Raw genomic sequence first — 1927 nt, forward strand, 5'->3', positions numbered from 1 at the left:
GTGTTTGTACTGCCGTTGTATGGCGTTTGTTTATAATCCCATGACATCGCAACCGCTGCGGCGGGTGGGGCCCCCACCTGGGGGGGGGGGGCGCCCTCCTGAGCGTCGTGGGCGGTCGGGGCTCAGACCACCTGGTGGAGCCAGCGGACCGGGGCGCCCTCGCCGGCGTAGCGGAACGGCTCCAACTCGTCGTCCCAGGGCTTGCCGAGGAGCTTGGCGACCTCGGCCTCCAGGTCGCTCTCGCCGCGCTGGGCGCGGGTCAGGGCGGCGCGCAGCCGGTCCTCCGGGATGAGGATGTCGCCGTGCACACCGGTGACGGCGTGGAAGATGCCCAACTCGGGGGTGGCGCTGTAGCGCTCGCCCTCGGCGGCGGGGCTGGGCTCGGCCGTCACCTCGAAGCGCAGCAACTGCCAACCCCGCAGCGCCGAGGCCAGTTTGGACGCGGTGCCGCTCTGGCCCTGCCAGGAGAACTCCGATCTCCAGGTGCCGGGGGCTGCGGGCTGGCGGATCCAGTCGAGGTTGACGCGCGTTCCGAGCACGCCCGCGACCGCCCACTCGACGTGCGGGCAGAGCGCGCGCGGTGCCGAGTGCACGTACAGAACTCCACGAGTCGTCACCGGGACCTCCAGAGTGGGGCGAGGTGCGCTGGAGCGGCGTCCCCGCGCCCGTGCCGAGCAGATTCCTCCGGCCGCCCGGCCGCCGTCCGGTCGGCGGCGGCCTGGCTGCACGGGGCCGAGGCTACCGTGCGGCGGCGCAAGGAGTGTGACGTACCGTCGGTCCCGGGGGGCGTGAACGCGGACCTTTCACTCGCAGGGACGTCATGGTCCGTGCGGGAAGCAGATTCGACCACTAGTGAGGAGTTGGCGGCCATGCGGGACACCAGGCGCCGCCGGGCTGCGGCGGTCGCCGCGGCGGCGGCCGTACTGGGCACGTCGGGGCTTGCCGGGTGCGGGGTCCTCGGCGGGGACGGCGACGGTGGGCAGCGCCGTACGCTGGAGCGGCGGCAGGTGGTGGTGTGGGACCGCAGACCGGATTCGGTGGCCGCGGTGGGGGACTCCATCACCCGGGGTTTCGACGCCTGTTCGGTGCTCTCGGACTGCCCCGAGGTGTCCTGGGCGACGGGCAGCGACCCGGACGTGGACAGTCTCGCGGTACGGCTGCTGGGGCGGGACCGGGCCTCCGCCCACAGCTGGAACTACGCGGTGTCCGGGGCGCGGATGACGGATCTGCCGGGCCAGATGGCGAAGGCGGCGACGCGGCGGCCGAAGCTGGTCGCGGTGCTGGCGGGCGCCAATGACGCCTGCCGTACCTCGGTGTCCGCGATGACGCCGGTGGACGACTTCCGGGCCGACTTCGAGCGTTCGATGCGGGTCCTGCGGAAGAAGACGTCAAAGGCCCAGGTGTATGTGGCGAGCGTGCCCGATCTCAAGCGCCTCTGGTCCGAGGGGCGGGCCAACCCGCTGGGCAAGCAGATCTGGAAGCTGGGCATCTGCCCCTCGATGCTCTCCGACTCCGACGCCCTGGACAGCGCGGCCCGCAAGCGCCGCGACGCGGTACGGGACCGGGTGGTGGCGTACAACGCGGTGCTCAAGGACGTGTGCGCGCGGGACCGGCGGTGCCGGTACGACGGTGGGGCGGTCTTCGACTACCGCTTCGGCACGGACCAGTTGAGCCACTGGGACTGGTTCCACCCGAGCCGGGACGGGCAGGCGCGGCTCGCCGAGATCGCCTACCGGCGGGTGACGGCCAAGACCCCGGCGGGCTGAGCGGCCCCCGGCACCGGGGTCACCCGTCGGCGCGGTGGGTTGCGGCGTCCGGGGCCGGGTGGCGTTGGCGGTCGTCGGGGAGGGTGGGCTCGGCTCGGAGGTCTCGGGCCAGCAGGGTGGCGCCGGCGACCGCGCCCGGCATCAGGAAGACGGCGACCACC

2 protein-coding genes are annotated in these 1927 nt (G+C 73.2%); one reads left to right on the forward strand and one right to left on the reverse strand.

What is annotated here, in order from left to right:
* Window positions 1-122: 122 nt before the first annotated feature.
* On the reverse strand, window positions 123-617 hold the full coding sequence (locus ACFVST_RS10145) for a DUF3145 domain-containing protein (protein ID WP_390148754.1): 495 nt from the start codon (window positions 615-617) through the stop codon (window positions 123-125).
* 252 nt (window positions 618-869) lie between these two features.
* Here ACFVST_RS10145 and ACFVST_RS10150 point away from each other — a divergent pair, with 252 nt between their 5' ends.
* Window positions 870-1766, forward strand: a complete 897-nt coding sequence (locus tag ACFVST_RS10150; protein ID WP_390148756.1) for an SGNH/GDSL hydrolase family protein — start codon at window positions 870-872, stop codon at window positions 1764-1766.
* Window positions 1767-1927 lie beyond the last annotated feature (161 nt).

The sequence above is a fragment of the Streptomyces sp. NPDC058045 genome (assembly GCF_042885635.1).
Taxonomy (GTDB): Bacteria; Actinomycetota; Actinomycetes; order Streptomycetales; family Streptomycetaceae; genus Streptomyces.